The sequence below is a fragment of the Burkholderia sp. BCC1993 genome (genome assembly GCF_905339865.1).
Lineage (GTDB): Bacteria > Pseudomonadota > Gammaproteobacteria > Burkholderiales > Burkholderiaceae > Burkholderia.
In genome coordinates, this window is the sequence record NZ_CAJPGZ010000004.1 from 309,162 (window position 1) to 327,760 (window position 18,599).

19 protein-coding genes and 1 pseudogene are annotated in these 18,599 nt (G+C 67.6%); 12 read left to right on the plus strand and 8 right to left on the minus strand.

Annotated features, from left to right (window positions below; genetic code table 11):
- Position 1 precedes the first annotated feature (1 nt).
- From ispH to U4Y91_RS08525, 7 genes and pseudogenes are all read left to right on the plus strand, one after another.
- Complete coding sequence (gene ispH / locus U4Y91_RS08495; protein ID WP_321804703.1) at positions 2-982, plus strand: 4-hydroxy-3-methylbut-2-enyl diphosphate reductase; 981 nt, start codon at positions 2-4, stop codon at positions 980-982.
- Positions 983-1,253: 271 nt separating this feature from the next.
- Positions 1,254-2,089 (plus strand): annotated as a pseudogene (locus tag U4Y91_RS08500) (branched-chain amino acid ABC transporter).
- A gap of 211 nt (positions 2,090-2,300) precedes the next feature.
- Positions 2,301-3,251: a branched-chain amino acid ABC transporter permease gene (locus U4Y91_RS08505; RefSeq protein ID WP_321804704.1), complete on the plus strand. Its 951-nt coding sequence runs from the start codon at positions 2,301-2,303 to the stop codon at positions 3,249-3,251.
- 19 nt (positions 3,252-3,270) lie between these two features.
- Positions 3,271-4,440 (plus strand): ABC transporter permease subunit, encoded by a 1,170-nt coding sequence (locus U4Y91_RS08510; RefSeq protein WP_321804705.1) that lies wholly within the window; start codon positions 3,271-3,273, stop codon positions 4,438-4,440.
- A 23-nt stretch (positions 4,441-4,463) separates the two neighbouring features.
- On the plus strand, positions 4,464-5,240 hold the full coding sequence (locus U4Y91_RS08515) for an ABC transporter ATP-binding protein (protein WP_044845603.1): 777 nt from the start codon (positions 4,464-4,466) through the stop codon (positions 5,238-5,240).
- Complete coding sequence (locus tag U4Y91_RS08520; RefSeq protein WP_321804706.1) at positions 5,240-5,956, plus strand: ABC transporter ATP-binding protein; 717 nt, start codon at positions 5,240-5,242, stop codon at positions 5,954-5,956. Before U4Y91_RS08515 ends, U4Y91_RS08520 begins: the two co-directional genes overlap by 1 nt.
- Positions 5,957-6,226: 270 nt before the next feature.
- Entirely contained in the window at positions 6,227-6,898 is a 672-nt protein-coding gene (locus U4Y91_RS08525; protein ID WP_321804707.1) for a DUF2278 family protein, read from the plus strand.
- A 21-nt stretch (positions 6,899-6,919) separates the two neighbouring features.
- Here U4Y91_RS08525 and U4Y91_RS08530 read toward each other — a convergent pair whose 3' ends face one another.
- From U4Y91_RS08530 to U4Y91_RS08540, 3 genes are all read right to left on the minus strand, one after another.
- Positions 6,920-7,375, minus strand: coding sequence for a GNAT family acetyltransferase (locus tag U4Y91_RS08530; RefSeq protein ID WP_321804708.1), 456 nt, complete (start codon positions 7,373-7,375; stop codon positions 6,920-6,922).
- 13 nt (positions 7,376-7,388) lie between these two features.
- Positions 7,389-8,573 (minus strand): acetylornithine transaminase, encoded by a 1,185-nt coding sequence (locus U4Y91_RS08535; RefSeq protein WP_257772997.1) that lies wholly within the window; start codon positions 8,571-8,573, stop codon positions 7,389-7,391.
- A 295-nt stretch (positions 8,574-8,868) separates the two neighbouring features.
- A complete protein-coding gene (locus tag U4Y91_RS08540) occupies positions 8,869-9,900 on the minus strand; it encodes a CDP-6-deoxy-delta-3,4-glucoseen reductase (protein WP_257772996.1) in 1,032 nt (343 codons plus the stop codon).
- A 106-nt stretch (positions 9,901-10,006) separates the two neighbouring features.
- Here U4Y91_RS08540 and U4Y91_RS08545 point away from each other — a divergent pair, with 106 nt between their 5' ends.
- The gene (locus tag U4Y91_RS08545; protein WP_321804789.1) at positions 10,007-11,044 is read left to right on the plus strand and encodes an NAD-dependent epimerase/dehydratase family protein; all 1,038 of its coding nucleotides are present in this window, start codon (positions 10,007-10,009) and stop codon (positions 11,042-11,044) included.
- Here the strand turns inward: U4Y91_RS08545 and U4Y91_RS08550 are convergent.
- Together U4Y91_RS08550 and U4Y91_RS08555 are read right to left on the minus strand one after the other, a co-directional pair.
- Positions 11,027-11,215 (minus strand): hypothetical protein, encoded by a 189-nt coding sequence (locus tag U4Y91_RS08550; protein ID WP_044845610.1) that lies wholly within the window; start codon positions 11,213-11,215, stop codon positions 11,027-11,029. The genes U4Y91_RS08545 and U4Y91_RS08550 overlap by 18 nt on opposite strands.
- Before the next feature lie 105 nt (positions 11,216-11,320).
- On the minus strand, positions 11,321-12,037 hold the full coding sequence (locus U4Y91_RS08555) for a 16S rRNA pseudouridine(516) synthase (protein WP_321804709.1): 717 nt from the start codon (positions 12,035-12,037) through the stop codon (positions 11,321-11,323).
- Positions 12,038-12,256: 219 nt separating this feature from the next.
- On the opposite strand from U4Y91_RS08555, the gene U4Y91_RS08560 reads away from it, so the two are divergent.
- The 3 genes from U4Y91_RS08560 to U4Y91_RS08570 all read left to right on the plus strand — a co-directional run bounded on the left by U4Y91_RS08560 (position 12,257) and on the right by U4Y91_RS08570 (position 14,842).
- Positions 12,257-12,757: a DinB family protein gene (locus U4Y91_RS08560; protein ID WP_321804710.1), complete on the plus strand. Its 501-nt coding sequence runs from the start codon at positions 12,257-12,259 to the stop codon at positions 12,755-12,757.
- 192 nt (positions 12,758-12,949) lie between these two features.
- Positions 12,950-13,723: an SDR family oxidoreductase gene (locus U4Y91_RS08565; RefSeq protein ID WP_044845613.1), complete on the plus strand. Its 774-nt coding sequence runs from the start codon at positions 12,950-12,952 to the stop codon at positions 13,721-13,723.
- Between the two features lie 189 nt (positions 13,724-13,912).
- Entirely contained in the window at positions 13,913-14,842 is a 930-nt protein-coding gene (locus U4Y91_RS08570; protein WP_321804711.1) for a LysR family transcriptional regulator, read from the plus strand.
- A gap of 126 nt (positions 14,843-14,968) precedes the next feature.
- Here the strand turns inward: U4Y91_RS08570 and U4Y91_RS08575 are convergent, their stop codons facing one another.
- Positions 14,969-15,856: a LysR family transcriptional regulator gene (locus U4Y91_RS08575; RefSeq protein ID WP_321804712.1), complete on the minus strand. Its 888-nt coding sequence runs from the start codon at positions 15,854-15,856 to the stop codon at positions 14,969-14,971.
- Positions 15,857-15,961: 105 nt separating this feature from the next.
- Between U4Y91_RS08575 and U4Y91_RS08580 the strand changes: the two genes are divergently transcribed.
- Positions 15,962-16,852, plus strand: a complete 891-nt coding sequence (locus U4Y91_RS08580; protein WP_321804713.1) for an alpha/beta hydrolase — start codon at positions 15,962-15,964, stop codon at positions 16,850-16,852.
- Positions 16,853-16,883: 31 nt separating this feature from the next.
- Here U4Y91_RS08580 and U4Y91_RS08585 read toward each other — a convergent pair whose 3' ends face one another.
- Both U4Y91_RS08585 and U4Y91_RS08590 read right to left on the minus strand, forming a co-directional pair.
- Positions 16,884-17,783 carry an SDR family oxidoreductase gene (locus U4Y91_RS08585; protein ID WP_321804714.1) on the minus strand — a complete coding sequence of 300 codons (900 nt, stop codon included), beginning with the start codon at positions 17,781-17,783 and terminating at the stop codon, positions 16,884-16,886.
- A gap of 43 nt (positions 17,784-17,826) precedes the next feature.
- Positions 17,827-18,564: an SDR family oxidoreductase gene (locus U4Y91_RS08590; RefSeq protein ID WP_321804715.1), complete on the minus strand. Its 738-nt coding sequence runs from the start codon at positions 18,562-18,564 to the stop codon at positions 17,827-17,829.
- Positions 18,565-18,599 lie beyond the last annotated feature (35 nt).

Consider the following 18,599-nt stretch of genomic DNA (forward strand, 5'->3'; position numbering starts at 1 on the left):
CATGAGCACCACCGATACGCTGTCCGGGCAGACCGTCGCCGCCGATGCCGAAATCCTGCTGGCCCAGCCGCGCGGCTTCTGCGCAGGGGTCGATCGCGCAATCGAGATCGTCGAGCGCGCGATCGCGATGCACGGTGCGCCGATCTACGTCCGTCACGAGATCGTCCACAACAAGTACGTGGTCGAGGATCTGAAGAAGAAAGGCGCGATCTTCGTCGAGGAACTCGAGGAAGTGCCGGCCGGCAACACCGTGATCTTCAGCGCGCACGGTGTGTCGAAGGCCGTGCGCGACGAGGCGGACGTGCGCGGATTGCGCATTTACGACGCCACCTGTCCGCTCGTCACGAAGGTGCACGTCGAAGTGGCGAAGATGCGCCAGGACGGCGTCGACATCGTGATGATCGGCCACAAGGGCCACCCGGAAGTCGAAGGCACGATGGGGCAGGTCGAGCGCGGCATGCATCTCGTCGAAAGCGTCGAGGACGTGCAGAAGCTCGCACTCGCCGATCCCGAGCGCATCGCGCTCGTCACGCAGACGACGCTGTCCGTCGACGATGCGGCCGAGATCATCGCCGCGCTGAAGGCGAAGTATCCGAAGATCCGCGAGCCGAAGAAGCAGGACATCTGCTACGCGACGCAGAACCGCCAGGATGCGGTGAAATTCATGGCGCCGCAGTGCGACGTCGTGATCGTCGTCGGTAGCCCGAACAGCTCGAATTCGAGCCGCCTGCGCGAAGTGGCGGAGAAGCGCGGCGTGGCCGCATACATGGTCGATGCACCCGACCAGATCGATCCGGCCTGGGTCGCAGGCAAGCGCCGGATCGGCGTGACGGCCGGCGCATCGGCGCCGGAAGTGCTCGCCCAGGCCGTGATCGCGCGGCTGCGCGAGCTCGGCGTGCGCAATGTGCGTGCGCTTGACGGCATCGAGGAAAACGTGTCGTTTCCGCTGCCGCGTGGGCTCAACCTGCCGCCCGCCGCCTGATTGCCGCATCGCACCCTGCGGTACCCCGAAGCGCGCCTCCCGGCGCGCTTTTTTTTGCGTCGCGATAATGCGATCGCAACCATTATTCACATTAATAGTGCAACCCGGTTGCTACGCCATTGCTTAGCCGTCTCTCAAAATTGGTTGCAATGCAGGAAAACCCCATCGAATCAGGATTATTGGCGTCCTATAAATGGAGTTACAATGCGCCCGTTTTCAGGCCGGAATGGCTTTGGAATCGGGTTTTGGCAAGGCGCGGGAGACCTACTCGATGCATGTGAAGTTGGCTGACGCCATGTCCGTCGCCGCACCGGTTGCAATGCTTGCCGGCTGTAGCAAAAAGAGCGACGACGAGGCGGGCAGGGAGACTGCGGCACCCGCAGTACCGGCGGCCAGCGACATGCGCGCTGCCGGAACCGGTCGTGCGGCGCGGTCGGTGTGCCGCATTGCGCAATCGGACAGTGACAAGGACAACGGGGCACGTTTGGCGATCGAGGAATTCAACGCGCAGGGCCCGAAGATCGGCATGCATTCGGCACGGCGGGCAGCACGCGCCGGCGGCGCTGCCATCGACCGGGCGACGGGCAAACTGATTGCCCGACAACGAGCCGCCGGCCGTGATGCGGCAGCAGCAGGGCGCGCCGCACGGCGGGCGCCCGGGTTTCGGGGCAACGCAGGCGACGTGCAGATGTCACTGATTCCCTTTCATTTCGATTCGACGAAGCAGCGTGTCGCCGTGACCCATCGCGTCGCGGCGGGCGGTCTGCTTCGTTTCACGGATTCCGACACAGTCCTGACGAAAGTCGGGCGCCACCTTCGCGATGCCGGTTCGGGCGCCGCGCGGGCGGCGGCGGACGGCCCGCTTGCACCGCAGGCGACGGCGTCCGGCATCGGAGCGCAAACCCTTGGCGACAACGGCATGTGCGCCGTCAAGGTGGTCGAGCCCGCGGGCGACGCGGTGCGGAACCTGATCTGCCCGGACGCGGGGTTCGCCCCGGCCCGGACGGAAAAAGGCATGGTGTTCGGGCAACCGGACACCGTTGCGGCACGCTGCCCTACGACTTCAAGGAGGCCAAGTACACCGTCCTCGATGTCGTGACGATTTAGCGACGGGACTCATGATGGCACCGGAACAGTGCGGTGCCGTTTCTGTATCCGCTCCGGCGGCAGGTCCGGCTGTACAGGCCGGGCGGCGCGCGCCGGGACGATCCACCCTTACCGGTATCGACTAGTACCCGCAGTGTCGCCGAGAAGGCGCGATTCCTCGCTTACCCGCGGGGCGCAACGTCCTCCGGCAGCATGGGCCAAGGAGCTTTAAATGGATATTTTCGTCCAGCAGATCCTCAACGGGCTGGTGCTCGGCAGTGTGTACGCCATCATCGCGTTGGGCTACACGATGGTGTACGGCATTCTCGGCATCATCAACTTCGCGCACGGTGACGTGCTGATGGTCGGCGCGATGGTCGCCCTGTCGGCCATCACCGTGCTGCAGAACCACTTTCCCGGACTCGGCAACGTCGCGACGCTGACGATCGGCCTTGGCATTGCCGCAATCGTCTGCGCGTGCGTGGGCTACACGATCGAGCGGGTCGCATACCGGCCGCTGCGCCGCGCACCGCGTCTCGCGCCGCTGATCACCGCGATCGGCGTGTCGATCCTGCTGCAGACGGCCGCGATGATCATCTGGTCGCGCAACCCGCTGCCGTTCCCGCAATTGCTGCCGACCGACCCGATCAACGTGATCAAGGCGACCGACACGACGCCCGGCGCCGTGATCTCGGTCACCGAAATCGTGATCATCGCGGTGGCGTTCATCGTGATGGCAGGCCTCTTGCTGCTCGTGCACAAGACCAAGCTTGGCCGCGCGATGCGCGCGATCGCCGAAAGCCCGAACACCGCGAGCCTGATGGGCGTGAACCCGAACTTCGTGATCTCCGCGACGTTCATGATCGGTTCCGCGCTCGCCGCGCTGGCCGGCGTGATGATCGCGTCCGAATACGGCAACGTGCACTTCTACATGGGCTTCATCCCCGGCATGAAGGCGTTCACCGCGGCGGTGCTCGGCGGGATCGGCAACCTCGGCGGCGCGATGGTCGGCGGCGTGGTGCTCGGCCTGATCGAGCAGCTCGGCGCGGGCTACATCGGCAACCTCACGGGTGGCGTGTTCGGCAGTAACTACCAGGACGTGTTCGCATTCATCGTGCTGATCATCGTGCTGGTGTTCCGTCCGTCGGGCCTGCTGGGCGAACGTGTCGCGGACCGCGCGTAACGGAAGGGGAGCAAACAACATGACATCCATTCAACCGATCGAATCCTCGACGTCGCTCGTCGAAGAACGCAACACGACGAAGACCGTCGTCATCGGCATCCTGACCGCGGCCTTCGTGATCGCGGCGCCGATCATCATCGGCTCGGCAGGCGGCAACTACTGGGTCCGCGTGCTCGACTTCGCGATGCTGTACGTGATGCTCGCGCTGGGTCTCAACGTGGTGGTCGGCTTCGCCGGCCTGCTCGACCTCGGCTACATCGCGTTCTACGCGGTGGGCGCGTACACGGCGGCACTGCTGAGCTCGCCGCACCTGAGCTCGCAGTTCGAGTGGATCGCGGCCCTCGCGCCCGGCGGGTTGCACATCCCGTTCCTGATCATCGTGCCGATCGCGATGGCGCTGGCGGCGACCTTCGGGATCCTGCTCGGCGCGCCGACGCTGCGCCTGCGCGGCGACTACCTGGCGATCGTGACGCTCGGCTTCGGTGAAATCGTCCGGATCTTCATGAACAACCTCGACCGTCCGGTGAACATCACCAACGGCCCGAAGGGGATCACGGGCATCGATCCGGTGCACGTCGGCGGCTTCAACCTGTCGCAGACGCACTCGCTGTTCGGCCTCCAGCTGCCGTCGGTCTACATGTACTACTACCTGTTCGTGCTGTGCTCGCTGCTGGTGATCTGGACGTGTACGCGCCTGCAGCATTCGCGCATCGGCCGCGCATGGGCGGCAATCCGCGAGGACGAGATCGCGGCGAAGGCGATGGGCATCAACACCCGTAACGTGAAGCTGCTCGCGTTCGCGATGGGCGCATCGTTCGGCGGCCTGTCGGGCGCGATGTTCGGTTCGTTCCAGGGCTTCGTGTCGCCGGAATCGTTCACGTTCTGGGAATCGATCGTGGTGCTGGCGTGCGTGGTGCTCGGCGGCATGGGCCATATCCCCGGCGTGATCCTGGGCGCGGTGCTGCTCGCGATCTTCCCGGAATTCCTGCGCTCGACGATGAGCCCGCTGCAGCATGCGCTGTTCGGCCATGACATCGTCGATACGGAAGTGATCCGTCAGGCGCTGTACGGCCTCGCGATGGTGATCATCATGCTGTACCGCTCGGAAGGCCTGTGGCCGGCGCCGAAGCATGAGGACAAGATCGCGAAACTGGCGAAGCGCGCCGGCAAGAAGCCGGTGCGCGCTTAACCGACGGACAAGGGGATACACACATGAGCGACAAGCAAATCCGACTGTCCGTCTCGGGCGTGAACAAACGCTTCGGCGGGCTGCAGGCACTGTCCGACGTCGGCCTGCAGATCAAGGAAGGCGAGATCTACGGGCTGATCGGCCCGAACGGCGCCGGCAAGACCACGTTCTTCAACGTGATCACGGGTCTTTACACGCCGGACTCCGGCGAGTTCAAGCTGGACGGCACGGAATACAAGCCGACCGCGGTGCATCAAGTCGCGAAGACGGGCATCGCGCGCACGTTCCAGAACATTCGCCTGTTCGGCGGGATGACGGCACTGGAGAACGTGATGGTGGGCCGCCACGTGCGGACCAAGCACGGCCTGCTGGGCGCGGTGTTCCAGACGCCGGCCGAGCGCCAGGAAGAGCGCGAGATCAAGGAACGCGCGATCGAGCTGCTCGAGTACGTCGGCGTGCTGCAGTACGCGGACTACACGTCGCGCAACCTGTCGTACGGCCACCAGCGCCGGCTGGAAATCGCGCGCGCGCTGGCGACCGACCCGAAGCTGCTCGCGCTCGATGAGCCGGCGGCCGGGATGAACGCGACCGAGAAGGTCGAACTCACGCGCCTGCTCGACAAGATCCGCTCGGACGGCCGCACGATTCTGCTGATCGAGCACGACGTGAAGCTCGTGATGGGATTGTGCAACCGGATGACGGTGCTCGATTACGGCAAGGTGATCGCCGAGGGTCTGCCGCAGGACGTGCAGAAGAATCCGAAGGTGATTGAGGCATATCTCGGCGCAGGGGTGCACTGATGGCAGCGGCAATGTTGAAAATCAAGGGCTTGCAGGTCAACTACGGCGGCATCCAGGCCGTCAAGGGCGTTGACATGGAAGTCCGCCAGGGCGAGCTGGTGACGCTGATCGGCGCGAACGGCGCGGGCAAGACCACGACGATGAAGGCGATCACGGGCCTGAAGCCGTACTCGGCGGGCGACATCGAGTACGACGGCAAGTCGATCAAGGGCGTGCCGTCGCACGAGCTGCTCAAGCGCGGGCTCGCGATGGTGCCGGAAGGTCGCGGGATCTTCGCGCGGATGTCGATCATCGAGAACATGCAGATGGGCGCGTACCTGCGCAACGACAACGAGCAGATCAAGAAGGACGTCGACCGGATGTTCGGCTTCTTCCCGCGGCTGAAGGAGCGTGCGACGCAGCTCGCGGGCACGCTGTCGGGCGGCGAGCAGCAGATGCTGGCGATGTCGCGCGCGATCCTGTCGAAGCCGAAGCTGCTGCTGCTCGACGAGCCGTCGATGGGTCTGTCGCCGATCATGGTCGAGAAGATCTTCGAAGTGGTGCGCACGATCTCGAGCGAGGGCATCACGGTGCTGCTCGTCGAACAGAACGCGCGCCTCGCGCTGCAGGCGGCCGACCGTGGCTACGTGATGGACTCGGGCACGGTCACGATGGAAGGCGACGCGAAGCAGATGCTCGACGATCCGAAGGTGCGGGCTGCGTATCTGGGTGAGTGAATGAGCGGGCCCGGTGCGGCGCGACGGCGGATGCCGGCGTGCCGCCCAAGGGCTTTCGAAAGGCTGTCACGGGATACCGTGACAGCTTTTTTTTCGTGCGGTGCGCCCGGCGGCGAACTGCGCGCGCGGATGCGACTCCATTCATTCGACAGTGACGCCGACCATGCGGCGCGGGACGCGATAGCGCGAAGGCCGTCCGCTACCGGCCGTCCGCCAACCGTCACGCAGGCTGCGTAGCATGGTCGGTCCATCGGGACACGGAGAGCACGCATGAGTCTGGACTACGGTTTCGTGAAGGCGAAGGTGACGTCGGTGGCGCGGCTGAAGGGCTCGCCGCACGGCAGCGAGATCCAGTATCACATCCACCTGACGCTCGCGTTGCCGGCCGGCGACTGGGACGTCGCGATCAATGTCGGCACCAACGACGCGGACGACCTGCTGAACTACAAGCTCGTCTACGATTTCCATCATCCGGTCACGGCGACGCTCGCGGCCGCGGCCGAGGGCTATACCGATCTCACCGGGCAAACCGCGCTGCCGGCGCTCGACTATCTGCGCAGCGATATCCTGAACGAGACGGGCGCATGGCGTGCCAGCGCGGTGATGGACGGCACCGAGAACGCGGAGCCGATCCCGTCGCTGCTGCGGCTCGTCAATGCCGCGCAGTCGCAGGGGCTCGACGTCGTCGTGTTCGGCCGCACGTATACGGAAGGCAACGGCATCCACGACACGCACATGAACCAGGGTTCGACAGGCGCGAACTACCTGCATCGCGCGGGCAACGACCACAACGATCACAACGACGTGTGGCAGGACGGCGCGTTGATCGTGCGCGTGAGCGAGTCGCAGTGGGCCGCGTATTTCGCGGCGTTCGAGCAGCAGGCCGTGCCGACCGACGCGCTCGGCAATCCGCTGCCGGACGCGGGGCCGATCACGCGCTGAACGTGGCGACTGCCGGCGGCGTCACGCGGCCGGCAGCGTCTTGCCGAACGAGATGCGTTCCTCGACGCGATAGCCGAGCGCCGCATAGAAGCGGCACGCATCGTCGTTGCCGGGCAGCACCTGCAGGTTGATCTTCAGGCAGCCGCGCGCGGCGAGCGCGCGTTCCGCATGCGCGATCAGCCCGCGGCCGATGCCGAGCCGCCGCGCGTCGTTCGACACGCCGAACGAGTAGAGCCAGCCGCGATGTCCGTCGAAACCCGCCATCAGCGTGCCGACCACCCGCGCGCCGCACGTCGCGACGAAGAACAGCTCCGGCTGCGTCGCGAGCTTGAGTTCGATCGATCGCAGCGGATCACGGTGCGGCGGCGCGCCGGCTTCGTCGTACTGCGGGAACGCGTCGCGCCAGACGGCGAGCACGGCATCGGTGTCGGCGCGTTCGAACGGGCGGATCGCGACAGCATCGGCGGCGGCATCCATCGCGGCGGTTTCCTTAGAGCGTGTCGAGGATCGACCGCAGCATCGCCATCATCTGGTCGATTTCCTCGGTCGTGACGTTCAGCGCGGGCATGAAGCGCAGCAGGTTCGGGCGTGCCGCGTTCAGCAGCAGGCCGTCGGGCTGCATGTCGCGCGCCTTCTCGACGATCTGCGGGCCGATGTCCTTGCCGAGCAGCAGCGCGCGCAGCAGGCCTTCACCGCGTTCGCCCTCGAAGCCGCGCTCCTCCGACAGTTCGAGCAGCCTGCGCTTCAGGTATTCGCTGCGCGCACGCACGCCTTCGAGGAAGCCGGGCGCGACGAGCTGCGAGATCACCGAGTAGCCGACCGCCGTCATCAGCGGGTTGCCGTTGTACGTGCCGCCCTGGTCGCCGGCCTCGAACACCGCGACCTCGGCTTTCGACAGCAGCGCGCCGAGCGGTGCGCCACCGCCGATGCCCTTCGCGAGCGTCATGACGTCCGGCTCGATACCGGACAGCTCGTACGCGAACAGCGTGCCCGCGCGGCCGCAGCCGCTCTGCACCTCGTCGACGATCAGCAGCAGGTTGTGCTGCTTCGTCAGCGCGCGCAGCGCCTGCATGAATTCACGCGTCGCCGGGATCACGCCGCCTTCGCCCTGGATCGGCTCGAGCATCACCGCGACGGTCTTGTCGGTGATCAGCTTCTCGACGGAGTTGATGTCGTTCAGCTCGGCCTTCGGGAAACCCGGCACCTGCGGTGCGTAGATCGTGTCCCAGCCCGGCTTGCCGCTGGCCGACATCGTCGCGAGCGTGCGGCCGTGGAAGCTGTGGTCGAACGTGATGATCTCGTACGCGCCGTTCTTGAACTTGCGGCCCCATTTGCGCGCGAGCTTGATCGCGCCTTCGTTCGCTTCCGCGCCGCTGTTCGTGAAGAACACCTTGTCGAACACGCTGTGCTGCGTGAGCAGGCCCGCGAGCTTCGCCATCGGTTCGTTGTAGAACGCGGGCGACGGGTTCAGCAGCTTCTCGGCCTGCGTCTTCAGCGCTTCGACGATGCCGTCGTTGCAGTGGCCGAGGCTGTTGACGGCCCAGCCCTGAATGAAGTCCAGATAGCGCTTGCCCGTGTGATCGTAGAGCCACGAACCCTTGCCGTGCGTAAACACGATGTCGGGGCGGTTCGTGATGTACATCAGCGAGTCGATCGGGTAATCGTTCAGGGGCATGGCAGCAGACTCCAGCGGACGTTGAAAGGAAAACGGGCAATAAAAAAGCCACGGAAGGCCGTGGCTGGTGGGTCGAACAGCTTGTGCGTAACCGGTGAAGCGGAGGAGAGGGTTACGCGCGAGTCCGTGACGAGCCGGCGGCATCCGGGCGGAGCGGCGAGCGGCGACGTCGAAGTGCGGACAGGAAGCGGTTCATGTGCGCAAGCATAAGGCATCCCGCGCCCCACTGTAAACCGCCGCGATGCCACGGATGTGACACGGCGGCGCGCAGCGGGCGCGCGGGCGCGCCCGGTGCTCAGACCGGATGCGCGAGATCGGCGGCGCTCGTGAACGAGTCCGCGTAGAACTCGTCGGCCGGCAGCGCGTGGTGCTGCGTGAAGTCGCGCTGTGCGGATTCGACCATCACCGGCGCGCCGCATGCGTACACCTGGTGGCCCGACAGATCGGGCAGGTCCTCGATCACCGCGCGATGGACGAAGCCGGTGCGGCCGGTCCACTGGTCGGCGTCGTCCGGCTCGGACAGCACCGGCACGTACTTGAAGTTCGGGATCTCGCGCGCCCATTGCTCGGCGAGCTCGCCGAGATAGATGTCCTTCTTGCGGCGTGCGCCCCAGTAGAGCGTCATCGGGCGCGTGATGCCCGAATGCCGGACGTGCTCGACGATCGCCTTGATCGGCGCGAAGCCGGTGCCCGATGCGAGCAGCACGATCGGCTTGTCGGAGTCCTCGCGCAGGAAGAACGTGCCGAGCGGGCCTTCGAAGCGCAGGATGTCGCGCTCCTTCATCGCGCCGAACACGTGGTCGGTGAACTTGCCGCCCGGCATGTGGCGGATGTGCAGCTCGATCGGGCCTTCCTCGTGCGGCGCGTTCGCCATCGAGTAGCTGCGGCGCGAGCCGTCCTTCAGGATGAATTCGACGTACTGGCCCGCGAGGTATTGCAGGCGCTCGTTGGCCGGCAGCTGCAGCTTCACGACCATCACGTCGTCGGCGCGGCGCTCGAGCGCGGCGATCCGGCACGGCAGCTTCTTCACCTGCACGCCGTCGACGCCGGCGATTTCACGCACGTCGATCTCGAGGTCGCATTGCGCCTTCGAGCAGCACAGCAGCGCGAGGCCGCGCGTGCGCTCGTCGTTGGACAGTGCCGATGCGGCGTGCGGGCCCTGTTCGATCTGGCCCGACACGATCTGGCCCTTGCAGGAGCCGCACGCGCCGTTCTTGCACCCGTACGGCAGATGGACGTTCTGGCGCAGCGCCGCCGCCAGCACGGTTTCGTCCGACTCGACCTGGAACTGCCGGCCGCTTTGCTTGAGAGTAACGTTGAATGCCATAGAACCAAATAGAACAAAATGTGGGGACCGTGCATCTCACGCACGGCAGCTACAATGCAAACCCGTTGCGCGCCGCGCAACGGTGGCTACTGATTTCGCAACCAACATGATCGCGACTCGAATCCTGCGCCGGCCGCGCGCCCTGATCGTCGGCTGCGGCGACGTCGGCCTGCGCTGCGTCGCGCAATGGCGCGACACGCGCCCCGACTTGCGCATCGTCGCGCTGACGAGCCATCCGGGCCGCCGCGACGAACTGCGCGCGGCAGGCGCGACGCCGCTCGTCGGCGACCTCGATCGCCGGGCGACGCTCGGACGTATCGCGGGCCTCGCCCGCACGATCCTGCATCTCGCGCCGCCGCAATCCGACGGCCGCGACGATCGCCGCACCCGTGCGCTGATCGCCGCATTGTCCGTGCCTGCACGGCGGCCCTCCGCACCGGCGGTGTCGTCGGTCGGCCGGCTCCGCACGCTGCGCGCCGCGACCCGACAGGCCGGCATGCCGGCGCGGGCAGCGCGTATTGTACCCGACGCCCTTCGCGCGCCGACGCTCGTCTACGCCAGCACGACGGGCGTATACGGCGATTGCGGCGGGGCGCGAATCGACGAAACGCAGCCGCTGCGCCCCGCGAATCCGCGCGCGTTCCGGCGCGTCTCGGCCGAGCGTCAGCTGCGGGCGGCGACGGTGCGCGGCGTGCTGTCCGCGCGCATCGTGCGCATTCCCGGCATCTACGCGGCGAACCGGCTGCCGCTCGCGCGGCTCGAGCGCGGCACGCCGGCACTCGACGCGGCCGACGACGTCTACACGAACCACATCCACGCGGACGATCTCGCGGCGATCCTGCGTCGCGCGGCCGTGCGCGGCAAGCCGGCGCGCGCCGTGCACGCGTCGGACGACAGCGAACTGCGGATGGGAGAGTATTTCGACCGGGTCGCGCAGGTGTTCGGCCTGCCGCCGCCGCCGCGCATCAGTCGCGCCGAGGCCGAGCATCGGCTCGAGCCGGCGCTCCTGTCGTTCATGCGCGAGTCGCGGCGCCTGTCCAATGCGCGGCTCAAGGCCGAATTGTGCGTGACGTTGCGCTATCCGACCGTAGACGAATTCCTTCAAACGCTCGCGCCGCGCGGCGCGTCAGGTCAGCGCCGGTAACGCCTCGATCAGCAGGAAGCACAACAGCGCGCCGATCAGCGCGCCGATCAGGTTCGGATGATATTTGTGCTTCATGTGCATCATGGCCAGCAGCGCGCCGATCACGATGGCGCCCACGACCGCGAACGCGATCGTCACGTACGACAGTTCGAAAGAATGGTTGAAGTTCATGATGTCTCCCCTGCATCGCTGCTCGTACAGCTTGTGATTTCAGTATAGCGGGGGATCGTGCGGCCGCGACGCGGCCGGACAGCGAACGATCGTGCGGATTTTCCCTTACAGGGTTTTGACGGGATTGCGCAGGGCTGAAAGGTCGCCTTCCCCGAGCCAGCGCCACGCGCCCGGCGCCAGGTCGTCCGGCAGCGCGAACCCGCCGATGCTTTCGCGGTGCAGCGCCTCGACGCGGTTGCTGGCGGCCGCGACCATGCGTTTCACCTGATGATATTTGCCTTCGAGGACGGTCAGCGCGAGCGCGTGCGTATCGCGCGCGTCGGCGGCGACCGCCGCGATCGGCTTCGGCTCGCCGTGGAGCTGCACGCCGGCGCGCAGCGCGTCCAGCTGGGCGTCGTCGAGCGGGTGGCGCACGGTCGCGACGTAGGTTTTCGGCACCTTGCGCTTCGGCGACGTGTACGCATGCACGAACTGGCCGTCGTCGGACAGCAGCAGCAGGCCCGTCGTGTCCTGGTCGAGGCGGCCGACGCATTGCACGCCGCGTGCGACGAGCGGCGCCGGCAGCAGGCTGAACACGCTCGCGTGGTGCTGCGGCTCGCGCGAACACTCGTAGCCGGCCGGCTTGTTGAGCGCGAGATACGCGCGGTCGTGGAACGGCCACGCGGTGTCGTCGACCGTGAACACGAGGCCGTCGGTGTCGAACGACGCGTCGGGGTCGGTCGCGCTCGCGCCCGCGACGGTGACGCGGCCCGTTTCGATCAGGCCGCGGCACTGGCGGCGCGAGCCGAAGCCCTGCGTGTAGAGAATGCTTTCGAGATCCATAGCGCGCGCATTCTATCAAGCCACGCGCCGGCACCGGCACGAACCCGCCCGCGCTGGTAAGCTGCCGGAGCGCCGCGCGCGACGCGCCGCACGATCCTTCTTCACGGAAAGTGGAGGTCGCATGCAAGGGGCGTAGGGCTTCAGCGTGAAGTCGCGCCACGACGGCGGCAGGCCCGTACCCGGGCTGCAGCCGTCTCCATCCGACACGGAGTTTGCCGCATGAATCCGACGACGCTCGATGCACTCGCCGATTTCCCCCGTCAGCTCGAAGCCCATTTCGCCGCCGTTCCGGACGGCTACGCGCGCTGGACGCCCGACGACTGGAGCGGGATCCCGAGCGAGCATTTCTCGCCGCTCGGGCAGCTCTGCCACGTGCGCGACATCGAAATCGACGGCTATCACGTGCGGCTGCGGCGGATGCTCGACGAGGATCACCCGCTGCTCGTGTCGGTCGACGGCGATGCGCTCGCGATCGAGCGCCGCTACGACGCCGCATACGCGTCCGACGTGCTCGCGGCGATTCGCGACGCGCGGCGCGAGACGCTCGACCTCGTGTCGCGCCTCACGCCCGGGCAGTATGCGCGCACCGGCGAGTTCGAAGGCTACGGCGCGCTGACCGTGCGCGGTCTCGTCCATTACCTGTGCAGCCACGACCAGCAGCATCTGGCCGGCATGCAGTGGCTGCTCGGCAAGATCGACGCGGCGCTGTACGCGCGCTGAACCGCGCGGCCCGGCGGCCGTGCATCGTGTCGCGTCGAGCGGATTTCGTCGCAGTCGTCGGTGGGGCAGCCCGCTATTCCGGATGCCTGATTGGATCGTTTTTCTGGATAATCCATCCAGCCGTGCCCGGCTGACCGGCACGTCGCGCGTGCCTACACTCCTAGCTTCATTCAACGCAAAAAGGAGTCAACCGTGGCTACTCACACGCTCGCAGACAAGGTCGTCCTGATCGCAGGCGGCGCCAAGAATCTCGGCGGGCTGATCGCCCGGGACCTGGCCGGCCACGGCGCGAAGGCGGTGGCGATTCACTACAACAGCGCGGCATCGCAGGCGCAGGCCGAAGAGACGGCCGCCGCGGTGCGCGCGGCCGGCGCGGAAGCCGCGACGTTCCAGGCCGACCTGACGACGGCCGCCGCGGTCGAGAAGCTGTTCGGCGACGCGAAGCAGCGCTTCGGCAAGATCGACATCGCGATCAACACCGTCGGCAAGGTGCTGAAGAAGCCGTTCACCGAAATCACCGAGGCCGAATACGACGAGATGTTCGCGGTGAACAGCAAGTCGGCGTTCTTCTTCATCAAGGAAGCGGGGCGGCACCTCGAGGATCACGGCAAGCTCGTCACGCTCGTGACGTCGCTGCTCGGCGCCTTCACGCCGTTCTATGCGGCCTACGAAGGATCGAAGGCGCCGGTCGAGCACTTCACGCGCGCGGCGTCGAAGGAGTACGGCGCGCGCGGCATCTCGGTGACGGCGGTCGGGCCGGGCCCGATGGATACGCCGTTCTTCTACCCGGCCGAAGGCGCCGACGCGGTCGCGTATCACAAGACGGCCGCCGCGCTGTCGCCGTTCAGCAAGACGGGCCTCACCGACATCGAGGACGTCGTGCCGTTCATCCGTCATCTCGTGACCGACGGCTGGTGGATCACCGGCCAGACGATCCTGATCAACGGCGGCTATACGACCAAGTAACCGACCCGGTAACGGGCCGTGCCGGCGGTCGTCGTGTGCGCGGCGACCCGCAATGGACCGTTTGCATGGACAATGGACGGGCGCGCGGACACAACGCCGCGCGCTCGTTTCATCTGTGCCGCCGGGATCGGCCGCGACGCGCGGCGCTTGCCGGTTACAGTCGTCCGAACCCACGTTCTCCGCCTGCCGATGGACAAGCTGGATCAGGTCAGAATCTTCCTTCAGGTTGCCGAGATGGGCAGCTTCATCAAGGCCGCGCATGCACTCGACGTGCCGCGCGCGACCGTGTCTGCCGCCGTCCAGCAGCTCGAGACCGCGCTCGGCACGCGCCTGTTGCACCGTACGACGCGGCAGGTCCAGCTGACTGCCGACGGCGCGCTGCTGCTGGAGCGTGGCCGGCGCCTGCTCGCGGAAGCCGACGAGCTCGACCGGCTGTTCCGGCGTCGCGATCGCGACGTGATCGGGCGGCTGAACGTCGATGCGCCGAGCCGGATCGCGCGCCGCGTGATCGCACCCGCGCTGCCGTCGCTGTTTCACCGCTACCCGAAGCTGCAACTGTCGCTCGGCTCGACCGACCGCTCGATCGATCTCGTGCAGGAGGGTGTCGACTGCGCGATCCGGGTCGGGCGGCTCGCGGACAGCAGCCTCGTCGTGCGGCCGCTCGGGCAGTTCGCGCTGATCAACTGCGCGAGCCCCGACTACCTGCGCGAATGCGGCGTGCCCGAGCATCCCGATGCGCTTGCGCACGGGCACTGGGCGATCGGCTATGCGTCGCCGACGAGCGGCCGCGAGCTCGGATGGGAATACTGCGCGGACGGCGGGCGGCATACGCTGACGCTGCCCAGCCGCGTGATCGTCAACAACGCTGAAACCTATATCGCGAGCTGCATCGCCGGCATGGGGCTGATCCAGATTCCGCGCTTCGACGTCGTGCATCTGCTCGACAGCGGGGCGCTGGTCGAGGTGATGCCCGGCCATCGGGCCGCGCCGATGGACGTGTCGGCGGTCTATCCGCATCGGCGGCACCGGTCGAGGCGGCTCAATGCGTTCGTCGAGTGGTTCGGCGAGCTGATGGCGGATGCCTTGAACGACGCGGGCGCGGCCGGCAGCGGCGACTGAAAGCGGCGTCGTGGCCGCACCCCGGGCCGTCCGCCATTCGCCGGCCCGTGACGCCGATCGATCGGCGTCGGTGCGACGCGGCATGCGCGGTACGTCCGGCACGTGCGGCCATCGCGTCGCGCGCACTCAGGCGGCGAACTGGCGCGTGCCCCCGGTCGTCCGCACCGCGTCGATCAGCGCGGCGCAGGCGCCGTCGGGCTTCGACGCGAATGCGTAAAAGCGCGCGGCCGGCAACGCCGGCAGCCCGTCATTCTCCCCGCAGGCGCGCAGGCCGTCGCGCAACTGGCTGCGCGCGAGCGCCGTGACCGCGAAGCCGGCGAGGGCGGCCGATACGCAGCCGGCCATGCTGGCGCTTTCGAACAGCACGCGAAACGGCCGCAGCGCGGCGGCGAGCGAGGACACCGCGGCTTCCCGGTACACGCACGGCTCCGGAAACAGCGCGAGCGGCACATCGCCTTCGGCGTCGATTGCCATATCCGACGCGAACGCCCATACCAGTGGTTCTTCCCACAGCAGTTCGCCCGGCGCGTCGACCTGCCGGCATTGCTTGCCGAACACGACGTCGAGCCGGCCCAGCGTCTGCTCGCGCAGCAGCGCTGCGGTGACCCCGACCTTCAGTTCGATCGACGTGCGCGGATGACTGTCGCGAAACGTGCGCAGCACCTGCGGCAGCCACGCGCCCGCGAAATCCTCCGATGCGCCGACGCGCAGCCGGCCATGCGCCGGCGCGCCGCGCAGCCTCGCGCGCACTTCGCGCTCCAGGTCGACGATGTTGCGCGCGTACGCGTACAGCGTGTCGCCGGCCGGCGTGAGCGCGATGCGGCGCGTCGTGCGCGCGAGCAGCACCGTGCCGGCCGCCTGCTCGAGCCGCTTGATGTGGCCGCTGACCGCGGACGGCGTCAGCGCGAGGCGCTCCGCCGCCGGCGCGAAGCCGCGGCTGTCGACGACTTCGAGGAAGGTGCGCAACAGCGCGATGTCGAGCGCGGTCGACGCAGGATCGGTCAGCGGTTCCATCGGTTGATTCACCACGATATTTGAAGAATGAATCATGATACGCCGCGAATCGTGATGAGAGGCGGGTCTACCATCGGGCATTCAGGCTGACCAACCGGAGTGCACATGACCGCTTACCGCTATGCGACGACCGCGTCGCTCGAACTCGCCTATCTCGAATGGAACCCGCGCGGCGAACGCGTGGCCGTGCTGCTGCACGGCTGGCCGGACAGCCCGGTCGGCTGGGAGGCCGTGGCTCGAACGCTGGCCGCGCGCGGCTACCGCGTGCTCGCGCCTGCGCTGCGCGGCTTCGCGCCGACCCGCTTTCGCGATTCCGCGACGCCGCGCAGCGGCCGGCTCGCGGCGCTTGGCCGCGACCTGCTCGAATTCATCGACGCGCTCGGCATCGAGCGGCCCGTGCTGGTCGGGCACGACTGGGGTGCGCGCGCGGTTGCGAACGCCTGCGGGTTGCGCGACGGCGCGGCCTCGCATCTGGTGATGCTGTCGGTGGGATACGGCACGAACGACCCGGCCCAGCCGTTGTCGCTGCCGCAGGCGCGCAACTACTGGTACCACTGGTTCCTGGCGACGCCGCGCGGCGAGCAGGCGCTGCGCGACGATCGCCGGGCGTTCGCGCGTCTGATGTGGGATACGTGGTCGCCGGCCGGCTGGTACGAGGCACGCGACTTCGACGCGGCCGCGACGGCCTTCGACGGGCCGGACTGGATCGACGTGGTGCTGCACTCGTACCGTTATCGCTGGGGGTTCGTCGACGGCGGTGCCGCGTATGCGGAAGACGACGCGCAACTGACGCCCGCGCCGGTGCTGTCGGTGCCGACGCTCGTGTTGCACGGCGGCGCGGATACCTGCACCGCGCCGGAGACCTCCGCGGCGCGCGAGCGGTTCTTCACTGGCCGCTACGAGCGCACCGTGCTCGACGGCGTCGGACACTTTTTGCAGCGTGAGGCGCCGGCGGTCGTTGCTGACGCGATTCTGCGGTTCTGCGAGCGCGGTTGACGCGCCGGCCGGCGCGGCGCGAAAACGGCGCTCAACCGCCGACCCGGGGCGCGAGCAGATCGGCGAGCCCGATGTTTCTGAACATTTCGCGGCGGATTCGATCGCCGATGCGGAACACTTCCTCTGCGCCGTCCTGCGACGGGTCGACGAATACGCGGTAGGGGCGCTTGCCGGCCTGCGCCGCGACGAGCTCGACAATCGCCGTCGCGACGGCGCCGGCGTCGGCGTCCGCCGGTTCAAGCGCGGCGAGGCCGCTCAACGCCTGATCGGCGACGCCCGCGTACGGCCCGCTGTCGTAGGCAGCTTGCACGGCGGTATCGGCCGGCTTGCCCGCATGGAGGAAGTGATTCGTGCCGCGGGTGAAAGCGCCCGGCACGACGATCGATGTTTCGATGCCCCAGCGGGCGAGTTCGGCGGCGTAGGACACCGCGAGCGAGTCCATCGCGGCTTTCGCGGCGAAGTAAGGGGCAAGGAACGGCGGGGGGCCGCCGCGCGCCGACGACGACGAAACCCACACGAGCAGACCGCGGCCCTGACGGCGCAGGTGCGGCAGCGCCGCGCGGTTGACGCGCTGGGTCGACACGACGTTGACGTCGTACAGCTGCGTGAGCTGCTCGGGCGTGAATGCTTCGGCCGGCCCGAACGCCATGTGGCCGGCGTTGTGAATGACGACGTCCAGACGATCGTTGTCGGCGATCACGCGGTCGATTGCTGCGCCGACCGATGCGTCGTCGCTGACGTCGAGTTCGAGGCTGCGCAGGTCGACGCCGTGTTCCTGCACATAGGCAGCGATGGCGGCGACGCGCGGCGCATTGCGCCCGGCGCTCTCGCGCATCGACGCGTAGACCGTGTGACCGGCGCGGGCGAGCGACTGGGCCGTCAGCAAGCCGAAGCCGCTGGACGCGCCGGTGACGAGGACAACTTGCTTCATGAGTGATCTCCTGGCGGAAAGTGAGGCGGCTGCGAGCGGTCCGTCAGCACATCCCGCCGTTGGCGCGGAGGATCTGGCCGTTGATCCACGCGCCGTCCGGGCCGGCGAGGAACGCGACGACGCGCGCGATGTCGTCGGGCTGGCCCAGCCGCTCGAGCGGGTTCAGCTTCGCGAGCCGATCGACCAGCTCGGGGCTCTTGCCCTGCAGGAACAGTTCGGTGGCGACCGGCCCCGGCGCGACGGCGTTCACGCGGACACCGCGCCCGCGCATTTCCTGCGCGAGCACCTGCGTGAGGCTTTCGACCGCCGCCTTGCTTGCCACGTACACGCCGTAAGTCGGCATGCGCATGCCGATCACGCTGGTCGACAGGTTGATGATGCGTCCGCCGTCGCGCACGCGCCTTGCCGCTTCGCGGCATACGTTGAACGCGCCTTTCAGGTTGATGGCGATCGTTTCGTCGAAGAGCGCATCGTCGCAGTCGGCGATCGACGCCAGCTTCATCACACCCGCGGAATTGACCACCACATCCAGGCCGCCGAATGCATCGTGGGCGGCGTCGAACAGCGCTGCCACGGCCGCCGGGGCGGCGACGTTCGCCTGCACGGCGACGGCATGACCACCGTCGGCGACGATCGCATCGACGACTTCGCGGGCCGGGCCGGCGCTGCCGGCATAGTTGACGACGACCCGGAAGCCGTCCCGCGCGAGTTGGCGGGCGATTTCCGCACCGATGCCGCGCGACGAACCCGTGACGAGGGCGACCTGTTCCGATGTGCTCATTTCCTGCTCCTGATGAGGGTTGAATGCCGTTCGAT

What these genes read in the sequence shown, in the direction of transcription:
- U4Y91_RS08520 (WP_321804706.1), top strand. Translation starts at nt 5,240, where the DNA reads ATGGCAGCGGCAATGTTGAAAATCAAGGGCTTGCAGGTCAACTACGGC.
- U4Y91_RS08575 (WP_321804712.1), bottom strand. Translation starts at nt 15,856, where the DNA reads ATGGAACCGCTGACCGATCCTGCGTCGACCGCGCTCGACATCGCGCTG.
- U4Y91_RS08515 (WP_044845603.1), top strand. Translation starts at nt 4,464, where the DNA reads ATGAGCGACAAGCAAATCCGACTGTCCGTCTCGGGCGTGAACAAACGC.
- U4Y91_RS08540 (WP_257772996.1), bottom strand. Translation starts at nt 9,900, where the DNA reads ATGGCATTCAACGTTACTCTCAAGCAAAGCGGCCGGCAGTTCCAGGTC.
- U4Y91_RS08570 (WP_321804711.1), top strand. Translation starts at nt 13,913, where the DNA reads ATGGACAAGCTGGATCAGGTCAGAATCTTCCTTCAGGTTGCCGAGATG.
- U4Y91_RS08550 (WP_044845610.1), bottom strand. Translation starts at nt 11,215, where the DNA reads ATGAACTTCAACCATTCTTTCGAACTGTCGTACGTGACGATCGCGTTC.
- ispH (WP_321804703.1), top strand. Translation starts at nt 2, where the DNA reads ATGAGCACCACCGATACGCTGTCCGGGCAGACCGTCGCCGCCGATGCC.
- U4Y91_RS08530 (WP_321804708.1), bottom strand. Translation starts at nt 7,375, where the DNA reads ATGGATGCCGCCGCCGATGCTGTCGCGATCCGCCCGTTCGAACGCGCC.
- U4Y91_RS08545 (WP_321804789.1), top strand. Translation starts at nt 10,007, where the DNA reads ATGATCGCGACTCGAATCCTGCGCCGGCCGCGCGCCCTGATCGTCGGC.
- U4Y91_RS08505 (WP_321804704.1), top strand. Translation starts at nt 2,301, where the DNA reads ATGGATATTTTCGTCCAGCAGATCCTCAACGGGCTGGTGCTCGGCAGT.
- U4Y91_RS08580 (WP_321804713.1), top strand. Translation starts at nt 15,962, where the DNA reads ATGACCGCTTACCGCTATGCGACGACCGCGTCGCTCGAACTCGCCTAT.
- U4Y91_RS08590 (WP_321804715.1), bottom strand. Translation starts at nt 18,564, where the DNA reads ATGAGCACATCGGAACAGGTCGCCCTCGTCACGGGTTCGTCGCGCGGC.
- U4Y91_RS08560 (WP_321804710.1), top strand. Translation starts at nt 12,257, where the DNA reads ATGAATCCGACGACGCTCGATGCACTCGCCGATTTCCCCCGTCAGCTC.
- U4Y91_RS08555 (WP_321804709.1), bottom strand. Translation starts at nt 12,037, where the DNA reads ATGGATCTCGAAAGCATTCTCTACACGCAGGGCTTCGGCTCGCGCCGC.
- U4Y91_RS08535 (WP_257772997.1), bottom strand. Translation starts at nt 8,573, where the DNA reads ATGCCCCTGAACGATTACCCGATCGACTCGCTGATGTACATCACGAAC.
- U4Y91_RS08525 (WP_321804707.1), top strand. Translation starts at nt 6,227, where the DNA reads ATGAGTCTGGACTACGGTTTCGTGAAGGCGAAGGTGACGTCGGTGGCG.
- U4Y91_RS08510 (WP_321804705.1), top strand. Translation starts at nt 3,271, where the DNA reads ATGACATCCATTCAACCGATCGAATCCTCGACGTCGCTCGTCGAAGAA.
- U4Y91_RS08585 (WP_321804714.1), bottom strand. Translation starts at nt 17,783, where the DNA reads ATGAAGCAAGTTGTCCTCGTCACCGGCGCGTCCAGCGGCTTCGGCTTG.